This is a genomic window from Skermania piniformis (assembly GCF_019285775.1).
In the GTDB taxonomy this organism is placed as follows: Bacteria; Actinomycetota; Actinomycetes; order Mycobacteriales; family Mycobacteriaceae; genus Skermania; species Skermania pinensis.
Genome location: NZ_CP079105.1, coordinates 2,321,359 through 2,347,262, shown reverse-complemented (window position 1 = coordinate 2,347,262; position 25,904 = coordinate 2,321,359). Strand labels below are relative to the sequence as shown.

General features: G+C 67.5%; 24 protein-coding genes and 1 pseudogene. 8 read left to right on the top strand and 17 right to left on the bottom strand.

Annotation, left to right across the window (positions count from 1 at the left end):
• Positions 1-91: 91 nt before the first annotated feature.
• Entirely contained in the window at positions 92-2,857 is a 2,766-nt protein-coding gene (locus KV203_RS10905) for an EAL domain-containing protein (protein ID WP_157079930.1), read from the top strand.
• A 31-nt stretch (positions 2,858-2,888) separates the two neighbouring features.
• Here KV203_RS10905 and KV203_RS10900 read toward each other — a convergent pair whose 3' ends face one another.
• Positions 2,889-3,785 carry an alpha/beta fold hydrolase gene (locus tag KV203_RS10900; protein ID WP_066473776.1) on the bottom strand — a complete coding sequence of 299 codons (897 nt, stop codon included), beginning with the start codon at positions 3,783-3,785 and terminating at the stop codon, positions 2,889-2,891.
• 69 nt (positions 3,786-3,854) lie between these two features.
• Between KV203_RS10900 and KV203_RS10895 the strand changes: the two genes are divergently transcribed.
• A complete protein-coding gene (locus KV203_RS10895; protein WP_083530282.1) occupies positions 3,855-4,565 on the top strand; it encodes a winged helix-turn-helix transcriptional regulator in 711 nt (236 codons plus the stop codon).
• Here KV203_RS10895 and KV203_RS10890 read toward each other — a convergent pair.
• The 5 genes from KV203_RS10890 to KV203_RS10870 all read right to left on the bottom strand — a co-directional run bounded on the left by KV203_RS10890 (position 4,485) and on the right by KV203_RS10870 (position 9,983).
• Complete coding sequence (locus KV203_RS10890; RefSeq protein ID WP_066473778.1) at positions 4,485-5,828, bottom strand: TetR/AcrR family transcriptional regulator; 1,344 nt, start codon at positions 5,826-5,828, stop codon at positions 4,485-4,487. The genes KV203_RS10895 and KV203_RS10890 overlap by 81 nt on opposite strands.
• Before the next feature lie 491 nt (positions 5,829-6,319).
• Complete coding sequence (locus tag KV203_RS10885; protein WP_066473784.1) at positions 6,320-6,832, bottom strand: GyrI-like domain-containing protein; 513 nt, start codon at positions 6,830-6,832, stop codon at positions 6,320-6,322.
• Between the two features lie 53 nt (positions 6,833-6,885).
• Complete coding sequence (locus KV203_RS10880) at positions 6,886-8,484, bottom strand: MFS transporter (protein ID WP_083530287.1); 1,599 nt, start codon at positions 8,482-8,484, stop codon at positions 6,886-6,888.
• Positions 8,485-8,734: 250 nt separating this feature from the next.
• Entirely contained in the window at positions 8,735-8,881 is a 147-nt protein-coding gene (locus tag KV203_RS10875; RefSeq protein ID WP_083530288.1) for a DUF1059 domain-containing protein, read from the bottom strand.
• A 16-nt stretch (positions 8,882-8,897) separates the two neighbouring features.
• Complete coding sequence (locus KV203_RS10870; protein ID WP_066473789.1) at positions 8,898-9,983, bottom strand: NAD(P)H-dependent amine dehydrogenase family protein; 1,086 nt, start codon at positions 9,981-9,983, stop codon at positions 8,898-8,900.
• A gap of 85 nt (positions 9,984-10,068) precedes the next feature.
• Here KV203_RS10870 and KV203_RS10865 point away from each other — a divergent pair, with 85 nt between their 5' ends.
• The 5 genes and pseudogenes from KV203_RS10865 (at position 10,069) to KV203_RS19940 (ending at position 13,131) form a co-directional block, all read left to right on the top strand.
• Positions 10,069-10,803, top strand: a complete 735-nt coding sequence (locus tag KV203_RS10865) for a glucose 1-dehydrogenase (protein WP_066473791.1) — start codon at positions 10,069-10,071, stop codon at positions 10,801-10,803.
• Between the two features lie 77 nt (positions 10,804-10,880).
• Positions 10,881-11,540 (top strand): class I SAM-dependent methyltransferase, encoded by a 660-nt coding sequence (locus KV203_RS10860; RefSeq protein WP_066473891.1) that lies wholly within the window; start codon positions 10,881-10,883, stop codon positions 11,538-11,540.
• Positions 11,541-11,623: 83 nt separating this feature from the next.
• Positions 11,624-12,190, top strand: a complete 567-nt coding sequence (locus KV203_RS10855) for a DUF222 domain-containing protein (protein WP_174522077.1) — start codon at positions 11,624-11,626, stop codon at positions 12,188-12,190.
• Positions 12,153-12,512, top strand: a pseudogene (locus tag KV203_RS20080) (DUF222 domain-containing protein); the annotation flags it as partial. The gene KV203_RS10855 and the pseudogene KV203_RS20080, both read left to right, overlap by 38 nt.
• A 178-nt stretch (positions 12,513-12,690) precedes the next feature.
• Entirely contained in the window at positions 12,691-13,131 is a 441-nt protein-coding gene (locus KV203_RS19940; protein ID WP_066473795.1) for an HNH endonuclease signature motif containing protein, read from the top strand.
• Here KV203_RS19940 and KV203_RS10845 read toward each other — a convergent pair.
• The 6 genes from KV203_RS10845 to KV203_RS10820 all read right to left on the bottom strand — a co-directional run bounded on the left by KV203_RS10845 (position 13,113) and on the right by KV203_RS10820 (position 19,364).
• Entirely contained in the window at positions 13,113-13,985 is an 873-nt protein-coding gene (locus KV203_RS10845; protein WP_246600119.1) for a prenyltransferase, read from the bottom strand. The two genes, KV203_RS19940 and KV203_RS10845, sit on opposite strands and share 19 nt — an antisense overlap.
• Before the next feature lie 116 nt (positions 13,986-14,101).
• Positions 14,102-14,833 carry a class I SAM-dependent methyltransferase gene (locus tag KV203_RS10840; RefSeq protein WP_066473801.1) on the bottom strand — a complete coding sequence of 244 codons (732 nt, stop codon included), beginning with the start codon at positions 14,831-14,833 and terminating at the stop codon, positions 14,102-14,104.
• The gene (locus KV203_RS10835; RefSeq protein ID WP_066473804.1) at positions 14,820-16,070 is read right to left on the bottom strand and encodes a glycosyltransferase family 4 protein; all 1,251 of its coding nucleotides are present in this window, start codon (positions 16,068-16,070) and stop codon (positions 14,820-14,822) included. The genes KV203_RS10840 and KV203_RS10835 overlap by 14 nt, the downstream gene beginning before the upstream one ends.
• A 32-nt stretch (positions 16,071-16,102) precedes the next feature.
• A complete protein-coding gene (locus tag KV203_RS10830; protein WP_169797545.1) occupies positions 16,103-17,362 on the bottom strand; it encodes a cytochrome P450 in 1,260 nt (419 codons plus the stop codon).
• Positions 17,363-17,367: 5 nt separating this feature from the next.
• Complete coding sequence (locus KV203_RS10825; protein WP_066473805.1) at positions 17,368-18,720, bottom strand: cytochrome P450; 1,353 nt, start codon at positions 18,718-18,720, stop codon at positions 17,368-17,370.
• Positions 18,721-18,773: 53 nt separating this feature from the next.
• Entirely contained in the window at positions 18,774-19,364 is a 591-nt protein-coding gene (locus KV203_RS10820; RefSeq protein WP_066473806.1) for a TetR/AcrR family transcriptional regulator, read from the bottom strand.
• Between the two features lie 136 nt (positions 19,365-19,500).
• On the opposite strand from KV203_RS10820, the gene KV203_RS10815 reads away from it, so the two are divergent.
• Positions 19,501-21,849 carry an FdhF/YdeP family oxidoreductase gene (locus KV203_RS10815; protein WP_083530283.1) on the top strand — a complete coding sequence of 783 codons (2,349 nt, stop codon included), beginning with the start codon at positions 19,501-19,503 and terminating at the stop codon, positions 21,847-21,849.
• Positions 21,850-21,861: 12 nt separating this feature from the next.
• On the opposite strand, the gene KV203_RS10810 is transcribed toward KV203_RS10815, so the two are convergent.
• From KV203_RS10810 to KV203_RS10790, 5 genes are read right to left on the bottom strand one after another with little or no spacing between them, the layout of a single operon-like run.
• A complete protein-coding gene (locus KV203_RS10810) occupies positions 21,862-23,109 on the bottom strand; it encodes a hypothetical protein (protein ID WP_246600118.1) in 1,248 nt (415 codons plus the stop codon).
• Positions 23,103-23,663 (bottom strand): hypothetical protein, encoded by a 561-nt coding sequence (locus tag KV203_RS10805; RefSeq protein ID WP_066473818.1) that lies wholly within the window; start codon positions 23,661-23,663, stop codon positions 23,103-23,105. Before KV203_RS10805 ends, KV203_RS10810 begins: the two co-directional genes overlap by 7 nt.
• A gap of 10 nt (positions 23,664-23,673) precedes the next feature.
• Complete coding sequence (locus KV203_RS10800) at positions 23,674-23,868, bottom strand: ferredoxin (protein WP_066473820.1); 195 nt, start codon at positions 23,866-23,868, stop codon at positions 23,674-23,676.
• The gene (locus KV203_RS10795; protein ID WP_066473823.1) at positions 23,865-24,662 is read right to left on the bottom strand and encodes an SDR family oxidoreductase; all 798 of its coding nucleotides are present in this window, start codon (positions 24,660-24,662) and stop codon (positions 23,865-23,867) included. Before KV203_RS10795 ends, KV203_RS10800 begins: the two co-directional genes overlap by 4 nt.
• A complete protein-coding gene (locus KV203_RS10790; protein WP_066473826.1) occupies positions 24,662-25,867 on the bottom strand; it encodes a cytochrome P450 in 1,206 nt (401 codons plus the stop codon). The genes KV203_RS10795 and KV203_RS10790 overlap by 1 nt, the downstream gene beginning before the upstream one ends.
• Positions 25,868-25,904: the final 37 nt, after the last annotated feature.

Sequence of the window (25,904 nt, the reverse complement as noted above, 5' to 3'; positions counted from 1 at the left end):
CAGGTCCTTCGGTGGGTAGCGTCACGTTCGAGCGAAGGCGAATAACCGGTCTGCGGTCCGCTGAAGTTCTGATTTACGGGTGGGAGGTCCGATGAGTGGGGACAGTAATCGTGATGCCGACCTCGCCGGTCTGGTCCAGGGGGCGCTGCTCGCCGAGTCCGAGCAGGAGTTGTTCCAGCTGATCGCCGACTGGCTTGCCGAGCAGGCCGACGCGGGGCGGGCCAGCATCGCGCTGATTGCCGAGGACGATCCGAATTCCGCCGAGGTCCTGGCCAGCGCCGGGCCGAGCGGGCGATGGCCGATCGGCTTTCGGGTCAAGCTGGACAACAGCGGCGTCGGCCGCGCGATCGACACCGGTCAGGTGCAGACCTGGACCGCGTCGCGCGACCGGCTCGAGGTCGAGGGTGTGAGCTTGGCCGACGCCGGAATGCGTGAGCTGATCAATGCGCCGTTGTGGGACGGTGCCCGGGTGATCGGCAGTCTGAACTATGCCAAGCGTGACGGCGACACCATTACCGCGCAGGATGTCGGGCGGTTGACCGAGGTCGCGGCTATTCTGTCGCTCAATCTAGGCAGATTTCGGCTGTTGTCCCGCGGTCGGGAGGCGGTGGCCCGGGAGCGGCGGCTGCAGACGCAGACGCGCGAGGTCGGTCGAACCGGACTGGCGTTGTCCACCGCCGGCTCGCCGCAGGAGGTCTACGAGACGGTCGGCCGGGCACTGGCCTCGATCATGCCCGTCGACCGGGTCAGCGTGGCCTTGCCTCGGTCGGACTACTTCGACGTGATCGTGCTGGTCGACAAGGTCCCGGTAACCTCCCCGCCCGAACGGCTTGCCGCACCGGGCACGGCGATGTCGTTCGTCGTGGCACACCGGGAGATGAAGGTGTGGCAGGACGTGCGGGGCAAGCCCGCGTACCCCGAACATCGTGCGCTCGCCGAGGCGGGAATGCATGCCGTCGTGAGTATGCCGGTGATGGTGTCGGGCGCGGTCGCGGCACTGTTCGACACGGCGTGCGCGAATCGGGTCGAACTCGGCCCGGATACACGACAAGCCCTGCGTGCGCTGACCGACCTGACCGGTGCTGCGCTGGAGCGGATGGCGATGCGGCCGAACTCGACGGTGACGGCGGGGCAGTTCGGCAACAATCCGCTCGGCGATCATCTGCTTCGAGAGGTCGTCGAAGAAAGCTCCTTGCTGATGCTGGCGGTTCGCGCCGACGGCACGATCGCCGAGTCGAGTCGATTCGCCGAACAGCAGATCGGCCGCGATGCGGGCTCGCTGCGTGAGGCGCCGATCACGTCCCTGTATCCGACTGCCGACCGGCCGGAACGTTGGCGCCGGATGGCTGCGCTCGTCGCCGCCGAACCCGGCCAGGTGGATGTCTGGGAAGCGCCGATGGTCGATGCGGCCGGCCGGCAGCGGCTCGTGCGGCACACGGTCCGTCGGCTCGACTCCGCGCCGGGTGAGGCGGTGATGCTGATCGTGGCGCAGGACGTCGGTCCGGTCCGACTGCCGTCCCGACGGGCCGGGGAGAGCGTGGTCGAGGCCCGGTTGCCCGAGGTGATCGATCGCCGTGAACTGGACCGGTGGCTGGCCGTGGCAATCCCCGTCGGCGCACCGACGAGCCTGTGCTTCGTCGACGTCGACCACATGAGATTGATCAATGAGATCAGCGGCCGCCAAGTCGGCGATGCGATCCTGGGGCGGCTGCTGGGATTTCTCGCTGCCGCAATCGGGACCGAGGACGTGCTGGCGCGGTTGGACGGTGATGATTTTGCCATCCTCATGCCGGGGCGCGGGGTTGCCGCTGCATTCGACCTTGCCGAGCGGGTGCGCGCGGCGGCTCGTGACCTGGTGGTCGGCTCGGGTGAGAATGTGCACCGGATTTCGGTCAGCGTCGGTGTGGCGGCACTCGACGACTCACCGGATCCGGAAACCGGGCTGCGCGATGCCGAAGCCGCTTGCTATGCGGCCAAGGCTGCCGGGCGTGATCGGGTGGCGGTCAGCGGCGGTCCTGGGTCCGGGCCGTCGATCAGCGACGCGCGCTGGGTCGAATGGGTGCGGTGGGCGCTCGATCACGACGGCCTGCAGCTGTTCGGGCAACCCATCCGACGCACCGATCCGGCCGCGCCGCAGCTGGTCGGGCTCGAACTACTGCTGCGGTTGGTCAACGTATTCGGTTCGGACCGTTCTCAAGTCGAGGGCGACGTGGTTCCCGCCGGTCGGTTCATCCCCGCGTGCGAGCGGTTCGGCCTCATCGAGGTCGTCGACCGATGGGTGGTGCGGGAATTGGTTTCGTCCCTGGCCGCTCATCCGGACCGGTATGCCGAGCTCAGCATGGTGTCGGTAAATCTGTCGGCGTGCTCGGTGCAGAGTCCGGACTTCCTCGACTTCCTGCTCGATGCGCTGTCGGTGCCGGGAATCGAGCGAAGCAAGATCGTGTTCGAGGTCACCGAGACGACCGCGATGATGAATTTTTCCACCGCCGGCCGCTTCTTGCGCGCTGTCAACGAGCTGGGCTGCTCCTGCGCGCTCGATGACTTCGGTTCGGGTTTCGCAAGTTTCAGCTACCTCAGGAAGCTGCCGCTCGATCTGCTCAAGATCGATGGGTCGTTGATCGTGGACCTGCGGGACTGTCCGGCCAACCAACACATTCTGGCGGCGATCATCCAGGTCGCCAGAGCGCTCGGAATGCAGACCGTCGCCGAATGCGTGGACTCCCCGGACGAACTGGACACCCTGGCCCGGATCGGTGTCGATTTCGCCCAGGGTTTCGGCTTGGGGGTGCCGGAGCCGCTACCACGGCTCCTGGCTCATGGGTGGCCGGTCCTCGACTCGACCGTGCTTCGCTCTTGACGTCCCTGCGGCGCGCTCGCTCGGAGCCGGGTCAATGCGTACCGCTCATCGCGCGCCAGTTGCGGATCGCAGCAACGAACTCCTCGGGTGCGTCGGACTCGGTGTAGGTACCGGCGCCTTCGACGATGACGGTTTCATGGTCGGGGAAGGTCGCTTCCAGGCGTTCGCGCTCCTGGCGGCGGAAGGCGATGTCGGCGTCGCCCCAGATGATCAAGGCCGGCAAGTGCCCGAGCTCGGGCAGGCCGGCTTCGAGCTCGGCGAAGAAGTCGTGGCTGGCGAGCACCCGGCCGGGCAGTACGGCGCACGCCTGGCGCCGTGCCGGGGTGTCCAACGCGCGCCGATAGTGGTCCATCTCCACCGAGGTGAGCTTGCGCCGCCGGTGACCGATCGGAAGGAAGGTACCGACCAGCAGGTTCAGGTGTCGGATCAGAAATCGCATCGGGAGCCCACCGATGATCCGGGAGAAGGCCTCGAAGTGCAGCTCGCCGGCGACCGGCCAGGCCCAGGTGTTGGCCAGGATCAGCCGCTCGAAGATGCCCGGCCGTCGTTCCGCGACAGCCAGACCGATCGCGCCGCCCCAGTCCTGTCCGACCAGGGTGACGCCGGTCAGGCCGAGAGCGTCGACGAGCCCGGTCACCACCTCGGCGTGCTCCTCCGGGAAGTATCGGTAACCGGGCGCGGCGGCGGACAGTCCGAAGCCGGGGTAATCCAGCGCAACGCAGCGGAAATCCGCACGTAGCGGCCGAATCACGTCGCGCCACAAGAACGACCAGGTCGGATTGCCGTGTAGGAACAGCAGGGTGGGCCCCGTGCCCTCGTCGAGGTAGTGCACGGCGTGCCCGTCGATGTCGATGAACCGACTCTCGAACGGAAACAGCTGGTCGTCGACCCATGCAGGTCGGGTCATCGTGGTGCTGATCTCGGACATGAGGGCTCCTCCCGGTTCGTTATGATTGACACTGTCACGCATGCTTTAAATTCTCAAGTAAGGAGGGAGATGCGCAGCTACGGCCAGTACTGCGGGCTCGCGCGCGCGCTCGAGCTCGTCGGCGACAGGTGGAACCTGCTGATCGTTCGAGAACTGCTGATCTCTCCGGTGCGGTATCGCGACCTGATCGACGGACTGCCCGGTATCGCAACCAATCTGCTGGCGGATCGACTTCGTGACCTGGAGGCTGCCGGCGTGGTCGAGCGGCGGTTGGCCGGCACGGGCAGCGTGGTCGAGTACGCCTTGACCTCATGGGGGAGACAACTGCGGGAACCGATCGAGGGCTTGATTCGCTGGTCCGTTCCGTTGATGCGGAGCGGTCCGGCGGTCGGGGAGGCTACCCGTCCCGGATGGTTGGCCCTGGCAGTGCCTGCGCTGCTCGACGGCCGCGGGCGCCCACGTTCGGCAGCGACCGTCGGCCTCCAGGTCGGTGGTCCGCTGCTCCAACTGCAGGTGACGGACTCGGGTTACGCCGTCGGTCCCCACGACGGCCGTGATCTCGACGCCGTGGTCCGGGGCGACCAGACCGTCGTCCTCGGTCTTGCGGCCGGCGCTTTATCCCTCGACGAGGCCTGTGCGCTCGGACTCGTCGAGATCGAGGGTGAGCTATCGGTGGTTCGCGCGTTGTTCGCCGGTAGTTCAGCTCACCACGGCGGGGTCGGTGACCAGCGCGCCGTGCAGCACGATCCGGTCGACGGTAGCGACGATCTCGTCGGCTGATTCGGTGCGTCGGGCCATGCCGCGGAACAGGACGTTGTTGGTGTAGGTGGCGGCGATCTCGCCGGCGGGCACCGTATCGATGATCTTTCCGCGTTTCTGCTCCGCCGCGATCACCTCGCTGATCAAACTGGAAAAGTTCAACTCGTCGCGGATGCGGGTGGTGTCGACCTGGCCCTGCGCGGTGTGCAAGGCGATCAGGAGGGCCATCGCGTCGAAGAACGGCCGTTCGGAGATGATCAGCTCGGCCAGTCGGCGGCCGTACTGGTTGAGGATCTGAGTGGCGGGCTGTTGCAGCCGGACGCCGGTGGATACCCGCTTGCGCAGACTCTCGAATGCCGGGGTGAGCGCGGCAACCACGATGTCGACATTGGTCGGGAAGAGCCGGCGCAAGGTATCCGGATCGATCCCGGCGCGAACTGCGATATGGCTTCGTTCGGTACGGAAGTAGCCGCGTCCGGCGAACTCGAGGCGCGCGGCGTCGATGATCACCTGTTCCGGGTCGTCGGGAATCGGCTGTTCGTCGACGAAATGCCTCATGGCGGCCGTGGCAACCGGTTCCATGGCATCGTCGACATGCTCGTGCCGGCCTTCGACATCGACCACCGAGCCGATCATGCCCAGGACGATATCGCCGTAGAGGGTCGGGGGGACGGCAGCCGGATCGAATCGCGCCCGCAGCACCAGGCCTTCCAGCAGCGCCCGCAAGGCGAGACTCAGCAAGTCCACGGTGAACGGTTGGCGCAGGTTCGCGCCCCACGAACGGAGTAGGTGCGTGACGGCCTCGCTGGTCAGCTCTTTTCGTTCGTTGTATCCGGCGTTGATCGAGGCGGCCGCACGCGGGTTGTCCCGCGCGGTAGCACAAGCGACGAACCGGAGCTGGGTGCCGGGATCGCGGAGAGTGTGCTCGAAGTTCCATCGGCAGATTCCCCGAATCGCCTCGCGCGGATCGCCGTTTGCCGCCGCCATCCGGTCGGCGATCACTTCTTCGAGCCCCGGGCGCCAGTTGGCGATCGAGTTGACGTGCAGCGAGCCGAGCAGCTCGGCGATGAACGCTTCCTTCCCGCCGAGAACCTGGGCGCTCGATCGGCCCGGATAGATGTTGTGGAAGGTCTGCGGGGAGACGCGGGCGCGCTTGGTCACCTGATCGATCGTCAAGCCACTGACCAGCAATGCTTCGTTCGCGTCGACGAGCGCTGCCCGGCCGGCCGCGATCAGGCGAGCACGGCTGGAGTTGGAGTCGTCGGATCTGGCCGGATTCGCCATCGATGCACCCTCACTCTGTGTGGAACCGGATACACAGGAGGTTTCCGGTCCCTATATTTCCCTATTCGCTTGACCTGAATATCAAGTTCAGGTGGAGATTGCAATATAAATCAGAGGTTCAGCTCTAGCGCTGTCACGTAGCCGAGTGAATCGGTTCGGTGTTCTGATGTACGGGCGGGAGGAGGTCGCCGGGTAGCCAGCGACGTTCTGCTTGCAATCGGAAGCGAGATGACCAGGCGGACGATGTCCGTCGGTGACGCAGGTCGTGTGCGTGCGCAGCATTCGAGTCCGGGCCGACCGAACGCCAGCGGCAGGTGTTTCTCACCTGGTTGCTCGGCCGGCCGATATGCGGAGCAGGGGACCGCGTACCGGCGGAGTTGGACCGAATTCGGACCGGCACGCGCCGGGCCGGCGGACGGCACGACCACAGCCGCGTTGCTCGCCCGAGCGCTGCAGGACGGATTGCTGGCCCCCGACGATCTGTAGCCGGTCTACTGTCCGCCGGCCAGCAGTGCGAACAGGTCGGTACGCAGCTCGGCCGGGTTGGTCGTCGGTGTGGGTTGGGTCACGTAAACCTCGAGCAGCACGGCAGGGGTCGCGCCCGCCGCGACCACGTCACTCATCAGCTTGCCCCACGCGGCACCGAGCCCGTCGTACGGGCCGATCTGCGATAACACGAATGCCGGGCCGGCTGCTACCGCACCCGGTTCGATCGTGAGTCCGGCGGATTCGAGCGGCGTGGTGAGGGGTCGTGCGATCGGAAAGCCGATGTCCAGGTCGAACGGCTGCTGCGGGTCGCTGCGATACACCGCCAGAGCGGGCCCGGTCGGCTGGAATCGGTCGGCGGCGATCGCTGCACCGAGTGCGGTGAAGCCGGGATCGAACAGCTGCGGCAGTTGCGCGATGGTGACCTGTTCGTGTCGGATCACAGCGAGGTGCATCGCGCCGAGCTCGATCCGCGTGGTGCTGTCGTGCGGCTGTTCGGTGATCAGGTCGGCAGTCATTTCGAATCCCGTCGTCGGCGGCCATCGGATGGTTGCAACGGCATGCCCGGGTGTCAACCGCGTTTGTCGCGGGCGAACCAGGAGGCGAACGCGCCCAGCAGCATCATCAAGCCGGCTGCGCCGAACACGGCGATCAGCCCGGAATGGAACGGTCCGGAGATCAGATGCGGGAAGAACTGTTCCCCGGTCAGCTCGGCGGCGTCGACGCCCGGTTGATCCAGGGTGCCGCTCGGGCCGAGCAGTTCTCGTAGCGGGTTGTAGCCCAGCAGGGTGGCGAAGAGACTGCCCACCGGGGGTAGTTCGGCGACCTGTCCCGCGACGTCCGCCGACACGCCCTGTGCGCGCAGGCCCTCGTCCATCGCGCCGGGCAGGGTCGGCGACATGCCGACCACCATGAGCGAGAAGAAGATCCCGATCGACAGAGCCATGCCACCGTTCATCAGGGTGGCACGCATGCCGGAGGCGACGCCGCGCCGCTCGGCCGGTACCGCAGACATGACCTCGGCGGTGTTGGGCGAGGTGAAGATGCCCATGCCGAGCCCGTTGAGCAAGATGATCAAGGCGAACAGTCGATAGTCGAAATCTACCGGGATCAGCACCAACGCCACGAAGGTCGCCGCTGCCAGCAACAGCCCGCCGGTGGCGAACAGTCGTCCGCCGTACCGGTCGGAGAACCAGCCCGCCAGCGGCCCGGACACCAGGAAACCGATCGTCAGCGGGAGCAGGTAGATGCCCGCCCACAACGGGGTGGACTCGTAGTCGTAGCCGTGCAGCGGCAGCCAGATCCCCTGCAACCAGATGATCAGCATGAATTGCAGGCCGCCCCGGCCGATCGCGGCCAGCAGTGCCGCCAGATTTCCCAGCGCAAAGGTTCGGCTGCCGAACAGGGCGAGATCGAACATCGGTTGCCGCGTCCGGAACTCGATCAGACAGAACAGGGCCAGCAACGCCGAGCCGGCGACCACGGCCGAGAGCACCCAGGGATTGGTCCAGCCGGTCTTGGCGCCGCCGTGGGGCTGGATACCGTAGGTGATTCCGGTGAGCAGCGCGGTCAGACCGAGCGCGAAGGTAAGCGTGCCGGGCAGATCCAGCCTGCCGGGGGTGCGGATGCCGCTGTCGTGCAGTGATCGATAAGACCACACCGTGCCGACCAAGCCGAACGGCACGCTCACCCAGAAGATCGCCTTCCAGTCCCATTCGGCCAGCAGACCCCCGATCAGCAGGCCGAGGAACGAGCCGGCGACCGCCGCAACCTGGTTGATGCCCAACGCCACGCCACGTTGATCCGCCGGGAACGCATCGGTCAGGATCGCGGCCGCGTTGGCCATCAGCATCGCCCCGCCGACGCCTTGGACGACCCGCCAGCCGATCAACCAGAGCGCACCGCCGCCGTGGTCGAACGGGTCGACCGACAACGCGACCGCGGCGACGGTGAAGACGACGAACCCGCCGTTGTAGATCCGGACCCGGCCGTACATGTCGCCGAGCCGACCGAACATCACCACCAGCACGGCCGAGGTGAGCAGAAAGCCCATCAGTAACCAGAGCAGGTAGCCGACGTTGCCGGGAGCCAGCGGGTCGAGTTCGATCCCGCGGAAGATGGCCGGCAGCGAAATGATCACGATCGACGAGTTGATCGTGACCATGAGCATGCCGAGCGTGGTGTTCGACAGCGCGATCCATTTGTAGTTCGGGTGGTCGCGGGCTAGGCGGAACCCGGTGTCGGGGCGAGTAGCAGTCACGGATAGCTCTTCTGTCGTGGTCGATCGGGCGCCCGGGCGGCGGTGCCCGACGAACAATAGTTGCAATTGTAAACTAACTATCGTGCAGTCCTGGCACCCGGCCGGACATCGCCCTACAACTCGCCGAGTGAGCGTGACCTCGGGATCGGCTACCGGCAGGTCAGTAAGCGAGGAAAAGGATCTCCTCGCGGCTGTAGTCGTGGCCGGGATGTTGTTCGGCCAGGTGGGCCTGGGTTTTGGCGATCAGGTCGTCTTCGTCGTCGCCGCGGAGGTACTCGCCACACGGGCAGCGCAGTCGGGTCTTCATCGTGTTCACCTTTCGATCATTCGGACCTGCCCACCGTCACCCGGCCGGGCCGGGTGACCAGGGGAAGGTCCAGGGTGGTGCGGATGCCGGGCGGGGCGGCCGAGACGGCCGGAATGGCGTTCACGATCCGACCGGCGGCGGCCAGGATCGCCGCGTAGTTGTGGTCGCCGCGCCGGCTGCTCGGGCAGATGTCCACCGCGTAGGACGGCTCGCCGGTGATCTCGATCCGGTAGGCGCCGCCCGGTTGTGCCGGGCGCGCCCAGTCCGGACGCAAGTCGTCGCGCAGCCGGGTGACGTGCTCGACGACGACAACGGCCCGGTCGCCCACCATCCCGCGGATCTCGAACCGCAACGCAGCCACCCCGCCCTCGGGTATGTGTCCGGCGGCCACGTCGAACGCCTCCGGTGCCGGTACTTGCTCGAAGTCTTCGGTGATCGCGTCGACGGTGATCCCGAGCCCGGCGGCGAGCTGGCGGATCGTGGTGCCCCAGGCGATCCCCAACACACCGGGTTGTAGCAGCATCGGAAGCTCGCCGACCGGCTTGCCGAAGCCCATGACGTCGAACATGACCGTCCCGCCGTCGTAACTGGCGTAGTCGGCGATCTCCAGGCACCGCACCTGCTCGACGGTTTGGCAGGTGCCGGTGAGCGCGAGTGGCAGCAGGTCGTTGGCGAAGCCGGGGTCCACTCCGGTGATGAACACGCTGGCTTGACCCTGCTGCGCCGCAGTCTCGATCGGCTCGACGAACTTCGGCGGCAGCACCTGCCATGGATAGGCCAGCAGGCCGGGTGCCGAGCCGACCACGTTCACTCCGGCGACCAGAATTCGGCGACAGTCGTCGATCGCCTCCAGCAGCCGGGTATCGCCCATCGCGCAGTAGACGACGCAGTCCGGTCGGGTGGCAAGCAGCGCATCCAGGTCGTCGGTCGCCGCGATACCGGTCGTGCCGGGCAGGCCGGCCAGCGCAGCAGCGTCTTGGCCGACCTTCTCCGGGGTCGAGACGCAGACTGCGGTCAGCTCGTAGTCCGGACTGTCGATCAATCCGGCGAGGGTCAGCCTGCCGGCATTTCCGGTGCCGACCTGGGCGACGCGAATGGGCACGGCAGCTCCTTGGGATAACCGTCGACCGATAACTGTCTGGACAGTGTTCTGGATTGTCTTCCAGATCTCATGTTAGCGTGGCCGAATGGGACGTGTTACCGGAAAAGTGGCGCTGATCAGCGGTGGAGCGCGGGGGATGGGTGCGGCGTTCGCTGAGCTGCTGGTCGCCGAGGGCGCGCAGGTGGTGGTCGGCGATGTTCGCGACGACGAAGGCGCTGAACTGGTGGCCGGGCTCGGCGACGCGGCCCGTTATGTGCATCTCGACGTCACCGATCCGGACGACTGGACCGCCGCGGTGGGCACAGCGGTCGCCGAGTTCGGCAAGCTGAACGTTCTGGTGAACAACGCCGGCATCATCAACGGGGCGCCGTTACAGACGTTCCGGTTGGACAAGTGGCGCCAGATTTTGGATGTGAACCTGACCGGCACCTTCCTCGGCATGCAGTCCGTCGTCGATCCGATGATCGCCGCAGGCGGTGGCTCGATCGTCAACGTGTCCTCGATCGAGGGTTTGCGCGGCGCCCCGTGGGCGCACGGTTACGTCGCGTCCAAGTGGGGCGTGCGTGGTTTGGCGAAGTCCGCGGCGCTCGAGCTGGCGCCGCACAATATCCGGGTGAACTCGTTGCACCCCGGCTTGATTCGGACGCCGATGACCGCGAACATTCCGGACGATCTGGTAACCATCCCGCTGGGCCGACCGGGCCGGCCGGCCGAGGCGGCGGCATTCGTGTTATTCCTCGCCAGTGACGAGTCGGCGTATTCGACCGGCGCCGAGTTCGTGGTCGACGGCGGGGCGGTTGCGGCGGTGCCGCACAAATGAGTGCTGTCGGCGGTGCCGCACAAGTGAACGCTGTTGGCGGTGCCGCACAAGTGAACGCTGTCGGCGGTGCCGCACAAATGAGTGCTGTTGGCGGTGCCGCACAAGTGAGGCCGGTGGACTTGCTGGCGTTCGCCGAGCAGGTGACCGGGTTCATGCCACCCGTCGAAGGGCGTGCGCTCTACGACGCGGTGCGGGCCTATGTCGGCGACGGCGTGATCTTGGAGATCGGTAGCTACTGCGGGAAGTCGGCGATCTATCTGGGCGCTGCGGCTCGGGAGGTGGGCGCGACGGTGGTCACGGTGGATCATCACTCGGGCTCGGAAGAGCATCAACCGGGCTGGGAGTACCACGATTCGTCGTTGGTCGATCCGGTGACCGGGACGTTCGACACGGTGACCGAGTTTCGGCGCAGTATCGTTCGAGCGGGCCTGACCGACGTGGTGGTCGGGATTGTGGGGTCGTCGGGCGTGGTGGCGCGGTGGTGGCGGACGCCGGTGCAGCTGTTGTTCATCGATGGTGGGCACACCGAGGAGGCGGCGCAGCGGGATTACGACAACTGGGTGCACTGGGTGGCCGGCGGCGGGCTTTTGGCGATTCATGATGTGTTCCCGGACCCTGCCGACGGTGGGCAGGCACCGTTTCATATCTATCGCCGTGCAATGGACAGCGGCGCGTTCACCGAACTGTCGGTTACCGGCTCGCTGAGAATTTTGCGTCGCGGGGCGGCTTGCGGCTGAGTCCTCGACGTCACCGATGTGGGTTTTCTGGGCTTCTGGTCTGGTTTCTTGCGGCATCGCCGGACGTTCGATAGCATTCGAACATGCGTTCGAGTAGTGAAGGCTTGGTGACGGCAGCCGACGCGGTTGCTGTGATCGATGCCGCGCTCGACGGTCTGGCGGTGTTGTTGCCGGATTCGGGTACTGCCGCGTTGGGTGTGTTGCGGGAGTTGGAGCGGGTGCAGCGGCGGGTGACCGGTCTCGGGTACCGGTTGATCCGGGTTGTGGCCGAAGCCCCTGGGGAGGAGTTCGGTGGGCAGCGGTCCCGGGATGTGCTGGCGGATGCGTTGCGGATCACCCCGAAAGAAGCGTCCGCCCGATTGTTCGAATCCGCGGACTTGACGCCCGGGTTGACGATGACGGGGCAGGCGGTGCAGGCGGTGCTGCCGGCGACTGCGGGGAAGGTGGAGGCGGGTGTGATCGGGCGTGATCATGTGCGGGTCATCCGGACGTTTCTGCGGGACCTCCCGAGTGGGGTGGATTATCCGACTCGGGTGGAGGCGGAGAAACAGCTCGCCACCGTCGCGGGCACGGTGCGGCCGGATCAGCTCCGTACGGTGGCGGTTCATCTGGATGCGGTCTGCGAACCCGGATGGTTCGCTGTCGGATGATCGTGATCGTGCCCGTAAGCGTGGTATCCGGGTCGGGGAGCAGGAGCGTGACGGGATGAGCCGGGTCACCGGGTATATCTCCCCGGAACTGCGGGCCTATCTGGAAACGATCCTCGCGAAGTACGCCGCCCCCGGAATGTGTAACCCCGACGACGACACCCCCGCCGTCGATACTGCGGTCCGTGATGGTGAGGTGTCCGACGATCGAGCCCGCCGGGATCAGCGGACCCCGACCCAACGTAACCACGACGCGTTACACGCGGTCCTGCGCGCGGCGATCGCGTCCGGCGACCTCGGTCGGCATCGGGGGTTGCCGGTCACGGTGATCGTCACCACCACCCTGCACGACCTGGAAACCGCCGCCGGTACCGCCGCCACCACTGCACCCGCCGTATCTGAGGCGTCGTGCCTGCCGGTGCCGGGTCGTAGCCCGGGCGGGAACGGGGGGAAAGCCACCACTGCCGGTGGGACTTTGATCCCGTACCGGGACCTGGTCGCCGATGGCGGCGCATGCCTGGCATTACCTGGCCGTGTTCGACACCCACACCGAGCAACCGTTGTATCTGGGCCGGTCGAAACGTCTCGCCTCGCCCGACCAACGGATCGTGGCGACCGCCCGATACGGCGGGTGCAGCTTCCCCGCGTGCGCTCGGCCCGCCCTCGACTGCGAATACCACCACACCACCGCTTGGGCCGAGGGCGGCGCGACCGATGTCACCAACCTCGCCCCCGTCTGCGGGCATCACCACACGCTGGCCGACCACGGCTGGGCCGTCCGCCACGACGAATACGGACGGATCGAATGGCTCCCACCCGCCTGGCTCGACCCGCACCGCACACCCCGAACCAACACCTACCACCGCCCCGCCGACTGGTACCGCCACCCCCGGAGGACACACCAGCGACAGGGGTGGCCACCGAGTCAGTGGGCCGCCGGATGATCACGGAAAATGCCGTTCGCCGGAGTTCCGCGGGTGATCGCGTCGGTCGCCAAGATCACTGCAGCACCGGTCCAGCTGGTGCGTTCCTCGGGCCAGCGTTTGCCGTCGGCGAAGACCAGGCCGGTCCAGTAGGAGCCGTCGGTCTCGCGCAGATGTTGCATGTCGTCGACCAGCGTGGCGGCCCGGTCGTGGTCGCCGATCGTGTCCAATGCCAGTGCCAGCTCGCAGGTTTCGGCGCCGGTCGCCCAGGGCGCGTCCGCAACACAGCGGATGCCGAGGCCCGGCACGACGAACTCGTCCCACCGGGCGGCGATCCGGGCGTGTGCCTCGGCGCCGCGCACTGCGCCGCCGAGCACCGGGTAGTACCAGTCCATCGAATAGCGCTGCTTGTCCAGGAAGGCATCGGGGTGCGCGCGCAGTGCCGTGCCGAGCCGGCGCCGCGCCGCCGCCCACGCCGGTTGCCGGTCAGCCAGCCGTTCGGCGAGTTCGATCGCGCAGCCGAGGCTGTGATAGATGCTGGCGCAACCGGCCAGCAGCGCTTCGCCGTGACCACCGTGTTCGTTTGCGCACCAGCCGATCTCGCCGTATCGACCGACCTGGCAGCCGAGGACGAACTCGATGCCGGCCCGCACCGTCGGCCACAACTCGACAGCGAAATCGTCGTCATCGGTGGCAAGCACGTAGTGCAAAACTCCGGTGGCCAGGTACGCGCAGAAATTGGTGTCGGCGTCGCCGATCTCGACCACGCCTGCGCGGGTCTGCATCGGCCAGGAGCCGTCGTCACGTTGGGTCTGCGCCGACCAGAGGTAGGCGGCGCGGGCCTCGTCGAGCAATCCGGTAACGGTCAGCGCCATCGCCGATTCGACGTGATCCCACGGATCGGTGTGCCCGCCGGGAAACCAGGGAATCGCGCCGCTCGGCTCCTGCGTGACGGCGATAGCCGAACCCGTCTGTCGTAGAGCTGCTGCGGTCAGCAAGGTTTGTCGAAATACAGCGGTTTGTCGAAGTACAGTGCGACCGATTTGCCGATCAACGGGTTCAGCGCCCGCTCGGCGGTGCGGGTCGCCGCGGGCGCGGAAACGATGTCCCACTCCAGGACCCGCTGGTAACCCCGAACCAGCGGATGCCGGTCGTTCGAGCTGCCCACCGCACACTTGAGCCACCAATAGGGGGAGTGCAACGCGTGCGCGAAATCCTGCCCGCGGTAGTCCAGCCCGTGCGCAAGGATCTTGTCGCGCAGCCGATCCGCGCGGTAGATCCGCACGTGCCCGCCTTCGTTGGCGTGGTACTCCTCGGACAACGCCCAACAGATCCGCTCGGGCAGCCAACGCGGCACGGTCACCGCCAGCTTCCCGCCCGGCTTCACCACCCGAGCCAGCTCGGCGATGGCAGCGTCGTCGTCCGGGATGTGTTCCAGGATCTCCGAGGCGATCACCACGTCGAACTCGCCGTCGCCGTACGGCAGGTCGAGCGCATCGCCCTGCACCGTCTCGGCTTTCGCGTGCGCCGGTGCTTCGCCGACCTCGCTCATCGCCGCGAACATCACCTCGACCTCGGCCAGATCGGCGGCATTCTGATCGAACGCCACGACATCGGCGCCCCGGCGGTAGGCCTCGAACGAGTGCCGACCGGCGCCGCACCCGACATCGATCACCCGCGTGTCCGGCCCGACGCCCAGTCGGTCGTAATCAACGGTCAGCATGTCGCGCTCCGATCTGTCCGGAGTGTCGGTCGATCGCCCGCCGGTAGATGGCGGCGGTCTGGGCGCCGACCGCTGCCCAGCTGTAGCGATCCAGCGCTCGGCGCCGCCCGGCGGCGCTCAGCTCGGCGCGCCGGGCCGGGTCGCCGAGCAGCCGGCGGAGGATCGCGGCAAGTGCCGCGGCGTCGCCGGGTGGCACCAGTTCGGCCGCGTCGCCGACCACTTCGGGCAATGCGCCGGCGCGGCTGGCGACCAGCGGGGTGCCGCTGGCCATCGCCTCGACCGCGGGTAGCGAAAATCCCTCGTAGAGCGAGGGTATGCAGGCGACCTCGGCGGACGCGAGCAAGTCGGCCAGCTGTTCGTCGGTCAATCCGGCCGACGCGGTGACGACATCGGCCAGTCCCAGTTCGGCGATCAGCTTCTCGGTAGGCCCGTTGGGCTCCAGCCGGGCGACCAGGTGCAGGTCGACGTCGCGAGTGTGCCGGAGTTCGGCAACCGCGGTAAGGAGATGGGAGATGCCTTTCAGCGGCTTGTCGGCGCTGGCGACGGCGACGATTCGGCCGGGCACCCGAGCCGCCGACCGCGGCCGGAACAGGTCGGTGTCGACCCCGAGCGGAACGGTGTGCAGCTGTTCCGGTTTGACGCCGAAGTCGGTCACGATGTCGTCGGCCGACGAACCGGACACCGTGATCAGGTCCGGGATCTGTTGCGCGACTTTGCGTTGCATGCGCAGAAAGCCGTACCAGCGGTGCACGAACAACTTGCGCCGCATCGGTGCGGCCGCCAGATCGACTGCCCGGTCGCGGGTGATCGGGTGATGGATGGTGGCGACCAGTGGCAGCCGCTCGGCGATCCCGAGCAATCCGTAGCCCAGGCACTGGTTGTCGTGCACCACGTCGAAATCGGCGACCCGGGTGCGCAGCAGGCGGGCCGCCCGATGGCTGAAGGTGCGCGGCTCGGGAAACCCGGCGGTCCACATGGTCGTCAGCTCCGCCAGATCGATTCGGTCCCGGATCTCGCGCGGATGTGGTGTGCGGAAAGGGTTCTCGTCCTGATAGAGATCCAGGCTGGGCACCCGGGTCAGCCGGACCCGCGGGTCGAGCTGTTCCGGATAAGGCTGCCCGGAGAACACCTCGACCTGATGGCCGAGTTCGGCCAGGCCGGCGCTGAGATAACGGACGTAGACACCTTGTCCGCCGCTGTGGTTCTTACTGCGATAGGACAGCAGCGCGATCCGCATGAAGCTTCCCCTCGTCTCACGGTGCCAGCTGTCTAGCGGTACCGGACCCGCCAGTGTTTGATGCCGTTGATCCAGCTGGAGCGTAGCCGTTGCGGCTCGGCTACCTGACTCAGGTTGGGCATTGTCTCGGCAATCGCGTCGAAGATCAGTTCCAGTTCCAGCCGTGCCAGGTTTGCGCCGACGCAGTAGTGCGCGCCGGTACCCCCGAAGCCCAGATGTGGATTCGGATCGCGCTGGACGTCGAAGTCGAACGGATGCTCGAACGCCTCCTCGTCGAAGTTCGCCGAGCCGTAGAACAGCCCGACCCGTTGCCCGGCCCGGATCGGTTGCCCGGCGAGTTCGGTGTCGGCGACCGCCGTCCGCTGGAAGACGGTGACCGGGGTGGCCCAGCGAACGATCTCGTCGGCTGCGGTGCGGGGACGTTCGGCTCGGTAGAGCTCCCACTGCCCGGGCCGGTCGACGAACGCTTTCATGCCGTGGGTGATCGCGTTGCGGGTGGTCTCGTTGCCGGCCACGGCGAGCAGGATCACGAAGAAGCCGAACTCGTCCGAGCCGAGTGCCTCGCCGTCGATCTCGGCGTGGACCAACGTGCTGACGATGTCGCCGGCGGGATCGGTCCGACGCTGTTCGGCGAGGTTCCAGGCGTAGCCGAGCAGGTCGACCGATGCCTGGGTGGCCGACGAGGTGGACGTCGGATCGCCGTATTCCGGATCGTCGTAGTTGAGCATCTGGTTCGACCAGTCGAACAGCTTGTGCCGGTCTTCCTGGGGTACGCCGAGCAGCTCGGCGATCGCTTGCAGCGGCAGCTCGCAGGCGACTTGTTCGACGAAATCGCCACCGCCCTCGCGTTCGGCGGCGTGCACGATCGCGGCGGCCCGCTCGGCCAACGCATCCCGTAGGCCCTGCACCGCGCGTGGGGTGAACCCTTTGGACACGATCCGACGAATCTTGGTGTGCCGCGGCGCATCCATGTTCAGTAGCAGGGTCCGGGTGACCTCGATCTGGTCCTTGGTGATCGCGCCGGGCAGTCGGATGATCGAACCGTTGCGCTCGGAGGAGAACAGGTCCGATCGGCGCGAGACCTCCTTGACGTCCGCGTGCCGGCTGACCACCCAGAAGCCGCCGTCGTCGAACCCGCCGGACCGCGCATCGGTCTGCGCGTTCCACCAGACGGGCGTGGTACGCCGGAGCTGGGCGAATTCGGCGGTGGGTACCCGGGTTTCCCAGAGACTGGGTTCGATGAAGTCGAATCCATCCGGGATAGCCTGGGAAGCAACGATTTCGGGCTCCACCGGGCTCACCGTTGCCGCCGGCGGTACCGCACCCGGCAGGGCTGGGCCAGCTGTACGACCATCTTGGAGTGGTCGTTGCGGTAGCTGTCGGAAGGCTGGGCCAGCTCGAACTCCCAGTCCCGGAGCAGGATCGAGAAGATCGCCTTCAGCTGCATCAGCGCGAACGGGGCGCCGACGCAGCGATGCCGCCCGGCACCGAACGGAATCCAGGTCCAGCGGTTGACCAGGTCCTCCTGGCGAGGATCGATATAGCGACCGGGGTCGAAGGTGTCCGGGTCGGGGAAGTCCTCGGCGATCCGGTTCGACACGGCCGGCGTGGCGGCCACCATGTCGCCGTTGGCGATGCGGTACCCGCAGACCTCGAAGTCGTCCTGCGCGATCCGCATCAGGATGATCAGCGGTGGGTGCAGCCGCAGCGTCTCCTTCAGCACTGCTTCCAGGTTCGGGATCTGGCGGAGCGCGTGGTGGCTGACTTCGGCGCCGTCGGAGTACAGCTGGTCCAATTCGGTGACCACCCCGGCCAGGGTCTCGGGGTGACGCAGCAGCTCGATGATCGTCCACGCCGCAGTTCCGGAGGTGGTGTGGTGGCCGGCGAACATCATCGAGATGAACATGCCGGTTATCTCGCTGGCCGAGAACCGCGGGTTGCCGTGCTCGTCCGGAATGGAGATCAGCACGTCCAGCATGTCCCGGTCGCCCTTGCCGGCCGGGGGAGCGGTGGCGCGCTGATCCATGATCGTCTGGACCAGCTCGACCAGTTCGACCCGTGCTTCGTCGCGGCGGCGGAAGCTCTCGATCGGCGCGTACGGGTCCACGTAGGCCAGTGCGTCGGTGCCCTGCTCGAGTTCGTGGTAGAGGTGCGCGAATCGGCCGTCGAGTTGATTGCGGAACTTGACCCCGATCAGGCATGCCGACGAGGTGTAGATGGTCAGCTCGGCGAAGAACTCCAGCAGGTCGATCTCGCCCTCGTCGCCCCATCCGGCGAGCATCCGGTCCACTTCGGCGGCGATGGTGGCGGCGTGCTTACGCATGAAGTCGGCGCGCAGTGCCTGGTTGTGCAGCATCTCCCGGCGCCGCTCGGGGGGTGCGTCGAAGACGACCCCTTCACCGAAGATCGGTTTCATGAACGGGTACGCGGCGGCCTGGTCGAGGTCCTGATCCGCCGCGCGGAAGAAGAACTCGTTGGCCTCGGCGCCGGACAGCATGATCACGTCCCGGCCGGCCAACTCGAAGCTGCCGACGTCACCGCACTCGGCACGGACCCGGCGCATCAGACCGATCGGATCGGTACGGAACTCGTCCAGGTGCCCGTGCTCGCCGCTGGGCCTCGACACTTGCTGCGGCTCGGCCAGGGTCATCGTCGGTCCTTCCGGCTGTCCGGACAAATTGTTGGACATGTGTCTGGACGGTACTACGGGCGTGTGTCTGCGGCAAGCAATCGGCGCGCGCTGACCTCCAGCAGATCGCCGACCTGCGCGTAGGACAGCAAGCCCATCCCGCCCTGCAGCATCGCGCCGGCGTAGATCAGCTCCAGCATCGCCAGGCTGTCCGGGTCGGGCGCGCCGAGCGCGTCGGCCAGTCGGTGCCGGATCTCCCGGCCGATCCGAACGCGCAGATGCTTGACATCCGGATCGTCGCCGAGCAGCGAGCTGCTGACCGCCTGGGCCAGCGCCGGATCGTGCGCGACCAGCATCGAGATCTGGCGCAACACGGCGACCACTCGGGTCGCTCGGTCGGCATCGGTGAGGTCCGGCGTGGGGCTGGCGACCAGTCGTCGCCAGTAGACCTCGGAGATCAGATGCTCCTTGGACGAAAAGTAGGTGTAGGCGGTGGCCGTACCCACTCCGGCGGCGGCGGCGACGAGCCGAATGGTGGTGCCCGAGTATCCTTCCCGGGATACCACAGCCACCGCGGCGGCGGTCAGGCGATCGACGGTGTCGGCCTGCTTCTCGGTCAGGCGTCGGCGGGTGGCCTCGACGCCGGTGGACGACAGTTCGGACATGTGTCTAGATGCTACCGTATGCGCCGGTCACGGCCGCGTTCGTCAGGTTGACCTGGATCGGCCGGTCGGGAATCCTGGATATGGCGATCGTCCGATCGGGCCGGTCTTCGCGCAGAACCGAAAGCGAGTCGCAAGCATGACATCGGAAATCGGTCCCGTCCCCGGAGACGACCAGAGTCAGGGCGCGCCCGGACGGCCGGCTCGCAGCCGCGGGCCCGCCGACGATCGCCGCCCGTCGCAGCGCGACGACCACGCACCCAGCGCGGGGTGGGGCGCGGCGCGTTCGGTCGGCCGAGTGCTGCTGAAGACGCGCGAGCCGATCCGCGGACCGCGCGAGATGCTGAAGATGAACCACGAGAACAGCGGGTTCGACTGTCCCGGGTGCGCTTGGCCGGACGACCGGCACGGTCTGCATCTGGACCTGTGCGAGAACGGGATCAAGCACACCACCTGGGAGATGACCCCCAAGCGGGTGGAGCGGGAATTCTTCGCCCGGCACACGGTGACCGAGCTGAACTCCTGGACCGATTTCGCCCTGGAGGATCAGGGCCGGCTGACCGAGCCGATGAGCTACGACCCGGCCACCGACCGCTACGTGCCGATCTCCTGGGACGCTGCGTTCGAGCTGGTCGGCTCGACACTGCGGGGCCTGGACAGCCCGGACGAGGCCGCCTTCTACACCTCCGGCCGGCTCAGCAACGAGGCCACGTTCCTCTATCAGCTGTGGGTGCGCGAGTTCGGCACGAACAACCTGCCCGACTGCTCCAACATGTGTCACGAGGCGTCCGGTCGGGCCTTGCAGGCGGCGATCGGCACCGGTAAGGGCACCTGCTCGATCGACGACTGGGACGCCGCCGACCTGATCTGGGTGATGGGCGTCAACGCCGCGTCGAACGCGCCGCGGATGCTGACCTCGCTGGCCGAGGCCTACCGCCGCGGGGCCAAGGTGGTCCACGTCAATCCGCTGATCGAGGCGGGCGCGCGGCGCACGATCATCCCGCACGAGTTCCTCGCGATGGCCACCTTCCGGGCCACGCCGACCGGCACGATGTCGGTGCAGCCCCGGATCGGTGGTGATATGGCGCTGGTCCGCGGCGTGGCCAAGGCGGTACTCGAAGCAGCCGAGACCGACCCCGACGTGCTCGATCAGGAGTTCCTGCGCGCCTACACCGCAGACTTCGTGCAGTACCGCGACCTGGTGACCGCCGCCGACTGGGCCGAGCTGGTCCACCAGTCCGGGGTGGACGAAGCGACGATGCGGGCGATGGCGCAGGACTACATAGCTGCCGACCGGACGGTGATCGCCTGGTGCCTGGGGGTCACTCAGCAGGAACACGCGGTCGACGCCATCCGCGAGATCGTCAACCTGCTGCTGCTGCGCGGCAACATCGGCCGGGAAGGGGCCGGTCCGTCGCCGGTGCGCGGCCACAGCAACGTCCAGGGCAACCGGACCTGCGGGATCAACCATCGCCCGACCGAAGACTTCCTGACCCGGCTGGACCAGGTGTGCGATATCAAGTCGCCCCGCGCGTACGGGCTGGACACGGTGCACGTCATCCCGGCGATGCGCGAGGGACGGGTGCGGGTATTCGTCTCGCTCGGTGGCAACTTCGTGCTCGCTGCGCCGGACACCACGTATACGTTTGCCGCGCTACGCAATACCGAGCTGACCGTACAGGTGAGTACCAAGCTGAACCGCAGTCATCTGGTGCATGGTCGGCGCGCGCTGATCCTGCCGTGCCTCGGTCGCACCGAACGCGACGTCCAGGCCGCCGGCCCGCAGGGCATCACCGTCGAGGACGCGATGAGCGAGGTGCATCTGTCCTTCGGCAACCGGCCGCCGGCCGCGCCCGAATTACGTTCCGAGTGCGCAATTCTGGCCGGCATGGCGCAGGCGACCTTGCCCGAGTCGAAAACGCCGTGGGCATCCTACGTCGACGACTACGACCGGATCCGTGACACGATGGCGCAGGTGTTGCCCGGTTTCGAGGACTTCAACCGACGGGTGCGCGAACATCTCGGGTTCCGGATCGCGCAGCCGGCGCGGGAGCGGATCTTCCTGACCTCCACCGGTAAAGCCGAGTTCCACACTGCGGAGCTGCCCGATGTTTTGCCGGTGCCGGGACAGTTGATGTTGCAGACGATGCGGTCGCACGACCAGTGGAATACCACGATCTATTCCGACAACGACCGCTACCGCGGGGTGAAGAACCTGCGCACCCTGTTGTTCATGAGCCGGGCCGATATGACCGAGCTCGGCCTCGGCGAGTTCGAGCTGATCGATATCACCAGCCACGCCCGCGACGGGTCCACCCGCTCGGTCTACGGCTATCGGGCGGTCGCCTACGACATCCCCACGGGCAGCGTCGCGGGCTACATGCCGGAACTCAACGCGCTCTGCGCGGTGGGCGACTATTCCGAGCAGAGCGATCAGCCGTTGAGCAAGCATGTTCCGGTGACGGTGTGCAAGGCTGCTGCCGGCTGACCGACCGGCGAGTCAAACCACCGTCAGCGGCAGCGGAATGCCGCGGTCGGTGAACTGGAACTCGGCGCCGGTGCTGAACCGGGTGATCGCCACCTCGCCGGACTCCGGGTAGGGCTGCTCGCCCAGCCGCAGCCCGATGGTGAGCGCGTCGGCAGAATCGTCGAGCGTCTCTGCGCGATATCGCGGATCGAGCCCCCGGGCCATCGCCTGGATCGGCTCCAGATGGGTCGCGTCGAGCACGGACGGCCAGGCGCCGTCGCGGACCGCCGGGCTGTCCCGCGGGATCCGCAGCAGCACCCCGTCGGCGTCCGACTCGATGCGGACCCCGGTGTACTGCAACGGGTTCCATGCCGGGTGCAGGGCAAGCAGTCGGGCCGGGTCGGTCGGCCCCGGATCGATTCGCTGCAGCGCGTGGGCCAGCCGCTCGGTGGTCAGACCGGCGATCCCGGTGAACTGCTTGCGCAGGATATCGACGGTCGTGGCCGGATCGGCGCGTTCGGTCAGCGCGAACCGGAAGCCCAGCGTGAGCAGGTGGTGTTGTAAACACACTTCGTCGGCCATCCGGGCCAGCGCGGACCGGGAAAAATCGGGAAACCGCAAGTCGGACAACAGCGGCCCGGCGTAATCGGACTGTCCGGGGTCGGCCGGATCGACCGGGTCCAGCACGACCTGGGCCGCGGCCGAGCCGGCGATCCGCGCGGCGCCCGACGGTTCGGTCGGCGGCACGTGCGCCGGGTCGATGATCACCGTCCAGGCGCACACCGGACGTCGGTCCGCCGGCACCCGCGGCGGCCGGTGGATCGGGCGCACCTGGGCGTACGGATTGGTGGCCAAGGCGGTCGCGTCGAAGGTCGGGTCCTCGATGTCGTGGCACATCGACCGGACGTAGTCCTCGCCCATCGGCTCTACGTCCGCCAGCGCGCCGCAATGGTCGAGCCAGAACTCGCCGTGGTCGTGGTCGTCCACCCGGAACCGGAAGTCCATGAACTGTGGCGGGGCGCCGATGTCGAGCTGGAGACCCTTGAAGATCGTCTCCACTCCGTCGCCGGTGATGCGCAGCGCGTCGCGCATCCGGCGGGTGTAGACCGGGCTGGCGACCTGCCATTCGGTGATCGCCACCTCGGCCATGCCGTCCCGGCCGAACGCGCCGATCGTGTGCGCCATCCCGGACCGGTCGATCAGGTGCCCGGTGAGCAGCAGCTCGGGCACCAGGATCGCCAGTTGCTCGCGGGTGAGGTGAGCGAACGCGCCGGCTACCACAACGGCACCGGCGCCTGGCCGATCGGATACCAGCCCGGCATCGGCTCACCGGAGGTGGCCCGGGCGATCCGCTTGTGCATGCCGTCGGACAACGTGTTGTCGGTGATCATCTCCAGGAACAGCGCGCTGACGTTGCCGAAGTCGAAGAAGTCGCGCTGCCAGGACCACTGGAAGTTGCCGCCGTAGCGGAACCAGCTGCCGCCGATGCCGCCGGGGGAGTAGTGGCTGCCGTCCGCCCGGGTGCGGTCGCTGATCTGCTTCCAGAGCCCGATCAGGTTGCCGGTGCGGTCGTCGATCACCCAGTCCTGGTACGGGTAGGTCCAGCCGTCCAGCCCGTCCATTTCCAATCCGACGGCGATGTCGCGGATCTCGTCCCGGCCGACGGCCATGAATTCCTGGGTGGGGCCGTAATTCCAGCCGTAGGTGGCGTCGGAGGTATAGAAGTCGGCGAGCGGACGCCAGTCGCCGGCGGCCTCGCAATCCTGGTTGGCCTTCAGCCAGCGCTGGACCATCTCGTCGAGCTCGGCACGGTCGAAACGGGGGGAGTCAGACATGATTGTCCTGTCAGTCGTCGGTGACGGAGATGGCGCCGGTCGGGCAGTACCGCACGGCCTCGTGCACGGCGGCGCGTTCGGCGTCGCCGGGGTGTTCGTCGAGGACCTCGACGGTGCCGTGTTTGGGCAGGGTGAACACGTGCGGCGCCTCGGCCTGGCATTCCCCGTGGCCCTGGCACAGGTCGCGGTCGACGACGATCCTCACGCCGGGCTCCCGGGATCGGCCGAGCGCACCCGGGCTTCCGGCTGCACCTCGGTGAGTTGGATGTGTGCACCGCGGGGGGCGGACACCACCGCCGCGACCGCGGACGCCAGATTGACCGGTTTCAGCATCTCCGAATGCCGGGCAAACCCCCAGGTCACCCAGTCGTTGATCAGCGGTTCGATCACCTCGGACGGGGCGTCGGTGCCCATCGCGGTCTTGGTCGGGCCGGGCCGGACCAGCGACGCGCGCACCCCGGTGCCCTCGAGTTCCATCCAGAGTTGGCGGGCCAGCACCTCGACCGCCGCCTTCGCCGCCGGGTAGGCGCCCATCCGCGGTCGGGGCGTGGGCGCGGTGTCCGAGCTGATCATCACGAAGTCGCCGCGTTGCCGCTCCAGCATGCCGGGCAACACCCGATACAGCAGCCGGTGCACGCCGAGCAGGTGCACGTCGACCTGGCGGGCGTAGTCCTCCGGGGTCATCTCGTGCACCAGCGAGAAGACGACGTCGCCGGCACCGGAGACGACGATCTCGGTCGGGCCCAGGTCGGCCTCGGCGGCGGTGACGAACGCGTTCACCGAGTCGGTGTCGGTCACGTCCAGCCGGTGCGCGACGGCCTCGCCACCATCGGCGACGATCTTCTCGGCCAGTGCGGCGCATTGTTCGACCCGGCGGGCGCCGAGGGCGACCGGGTAACCGAGTTCGGCGAGCAGTTCGGCAGTGGCCGCGCCGATCCCGGAGGAGGCGCCGGCGATCAGTGCCGGGCGGCGGTCGGGTTGCGGGGCGAATCGGGGCATCAGCGGACCTCCACGGTGATCGGCAGTTTGGCGAAGCCGCGCACGTTCGTCGAATGCACGCGTTCGATACCGGTATCGGCGAGCTGGTATCCGCGGACCCTGTCGACGAACTCGCGCAGCGCGATCGTGGCCTCCAGCCGCGCCAGGTGCGCGCCCAGGCAGAAGTGCACGCCGGCGCCGAAGCTGGCCAGGTTGCCCTGGTTCACCCGGTCGATCCGGTAGCTGTCGGGGTCGTCGAACACCGCGGCGTCCCGGTTGGCCGAGCCGGCCAGCAGCAACACCTTGGACTCGGCCGGGATGGTGGCGCCGTACATCTCGATGTCGGTGGTCGCACTGCGGGCGAGGATCTGGCTGGAGGTGTCGTAACGCAAGGTCTCCTCCACCCAGTCCGGCACCAGTTCGGGCTCGGCCACGACCTTGGCGTACTCGGCCGGGTTGCGGCCCGCCCAGTACAGCGCATTGCCGAGCAGCTTGGTGGTGGTTTCGTTGCCCGCGACCACCATGAGGAAGAGGAAGCCGATGATCTCCTCGTCGGTCAGCCGGTCACCGTCCACCTCGGCCCCGACCAGCGCGGAGGTGAGGTCGTCGCCGGGGGACCGGCGGCGTCCGGCGACCAATTCGGTGTAGTAGGTGAACAGCTTGATCGCGGCATCGATCGCGGCGGGCGGCACGTCGAGCACGCCGTCTTCGCGGTGCACGAGAAGGTCGGCCAGCCGGCGGATCTCGGTGCGGTCGGCCGGCGGGACGCCCATCAGCTCGGAGATCACGTCCATCGGGAGTTTGCCGGCGAGCTCGTCGATCCAATCGAAGCTGCCCCGTTCCAGCGCGGGTCCGAGGTAGTCCAGGGTGATTTCGCGGATCCGGTCGGTCATCTCGGTGACCCGGCGCGGGGTGAACCCTTTGAACACGAGTCGGCGCAGCCGCAGGTGCCCGGGATCGTCCATCGCCAGGAACGACATGGTGCGGTGCGCGTGCGGGCCCCAGGCCGCCGGGTCGAGCGAGACCCCGTTCGCGTTCGACAGCCGCGCGTTGTCCTTGAACCCGGCGATCACATCAGCGTGCCGGGACAACGCCCAGAAGCCGATCTCGGGGTTGTGGTAGAGCGGCGCCTCGGCGCGCAGTCGGGCGTAGACCGGGTACGGGTCGTCATGGAACCCGTAGTCGTAGGGGTCGAACGTGAACGGCTCCAAGGAGGTCGAAGTCATCCCGCATACCTCGCATTCCGGGTGTTCCCGCGCAGTC

Bases quoted from the DNA above. Each gene is read 5' to 3' on its own strand.
- KV203_RS10905 (WP_157079930.1), top strand. From the start codon at position 92: ATGAGTGGGGACAGTAATCGTGATGCCGACCTCGCCGGTCTGGTCCAG.
- KV203_RS10900 (WP_066473776.1), bottom strand. From the start codon at position 3,785: ATGTCCGAGATCAGCACCACGATGACCCGACCTGCATGGGTCGACGAC.
- KV203_RS10895 (WP_083530282.1), top strand. From the start codon at position 3,855: ATGCGCAGCTACGGCCAGTACTGCGGGCTCGCGCGCGCGCTCGAGCTC.
- KV203_RS10890 (WP_066473778.1), bottom strand. From the start codon at position 5,828: ATGGCGAATCCGGCCAGATCCGACGACTCCAACTCCAGCCGTGCTCGC.
- KV203_RS10885 (WP_066473784.1), bottom strand. From the start codon at position 6,832: ATGACTGCCGACCTGATCACCGAACAGCCGCACGACAGCACCACGCGG.
- KV203_RS10880 (WP_083530287.1), bottom strand. From the start codon at position 8,484: ATGCTCATGGTCACGATCAACTCGTCGATCGTGATCATTTCGCTGCCG.
- KV203_RS10875 (WP_083530288.1), bottom strand. From the start codon at position 8,881: ATGAAGACCCGACTGCGCTGCCCGTGTGGCGAGTACCTCCGCGGCGAC.
- KV203_RS10865 (WP_066473791.1), top strand. From the start codon at position 10,069: ATGGGACGTGTTACCGGAAAAGTGGCGCTGATCAGCGGTGGAGCGCGG.
- KV203_RS10860 (WP_066473891.1), top strand. From the start codon at position 10,881: ATGAGTGCTGTTGGCGGTGCCGCACAAGTGAGGCCGGTGGACTTGCTG.
- KV203_RS10855 (WP_174522077.1), top strand. From the start codon at position 11,624: ATGCGTTCGAGTAGTGAAGGCTTGGTGACGGCAGCCGACGCGGTTGCT.
- KV203_RS19940 (WP_066473795.1), top strand. From the start codon at position 12,691: ATGGCGGCGCATGCCTGGCATTACCTGGCCGTGTTCGACACCCACACC.
- KV203_RS10845 (WP_246600119.1), bottom strand. From the start codon at position 13,985: ATGGCGCTGACCGTTACCGGATTGCTCGACGAGGCCCGCGCCGCCTAC.
- KV203_RS10840 (WP_066473801.1), bottom strand. From the start codon at position 14,833: ATGCTGACCGTTGATTACGACCGACTGGGCGTCGGGCCGGACACGCGG.
- KV203_RS10835 (WP_066473804.1), bottom strand. From the start codon at position 16,070: ATGCGGATCGCGCTGCTGTCCTATCGCAGTAAGAACCACAGCGGCGGA.
- KV203_RS10825 (WP_066473805.1), bottom strand. From the start codon at position 18,720: ATGACCCTGGCCGAGCCGCAGCAAGTGTCGAGGCCCAGCGGCGAGCAC.
- KV203_RS10820 (WP_066473806.1), bottom strand. From the start codon at position 19,364: ATGTCCGAACTGTCGTCCACCGGCGTCGAGGCCACCCGCCGACGCCTG.
- KV203_RS10815 (WP_083530283.1), top strand. From the start codon at position 19,501: ATGACATCGGAAATCGGTCCCGTCCCCGGAGACGACCAGAGTCAGGGC.
- KV203_RS10805 (WP_066473818.1), bottom strand. From the start codon at position 23,663: ATGTCTGACTCCCCCCGTTTCGACCGTGCCGAGCTCGACGAGATGGTC.
- KV203_RS10795 (WP_066473823.1), bottom strand. From the start codon at position 24,662: ATGCCCCGATTCGCCCCGCAACCCGACCGCCGCCCGGCACTGATCGCC.
- KV203_RS10790 (WP_066473826.1), bottom strand. From the start codon at position 25,867: ATGACTTCGACCTCCTTGGAGCCGTTCACGTTCGACCCCTACGACTAC.